This is a genomic window from Rothia sp. HMSC066G07 (assembly GCF_001814485.1).
GTDB lineage: Bacteria > Actinomycetota > Actinomycetes > Actinomycetales > Micrococcaceae > Rothia.
In genome coordinates, this window is record NZ_KV816931.1 from 1 (window position 1) to 220 (window position 220).

1 pseudogene is annotated in these 220 nt (G+C 59.5%); it reads right to left on the bottom strand.

The features are described from left to right. Positions 1-220: pseudogene (locus HMPREF2971_RS07245) on the bottom strand (DNA mismatch repair protein MutT); the annotation flags it as partial.

A 220-nucleotide genomic window follows, 5' to 3' on the forward strand; every position in this document is an offset into this window, starting at 1 on the left:
CCGTCATAGTTCAGCGCCGCATCAATACGGTCCAGCATCCGCTCCGAAAGCAACGCACGCTCCGCCGGGTCAGACACATCCACCCAACGCACCTGCGAAGACTCCTCATCGTTCACCTTCGCCTCACCAGAAACCCAGCGGCACAAGAACGTATGATCCAAGAACTGGCAGCGGTCACCATTACCGAACTGCATCGGCGGGTCAGCCTTCACCTGCGCCA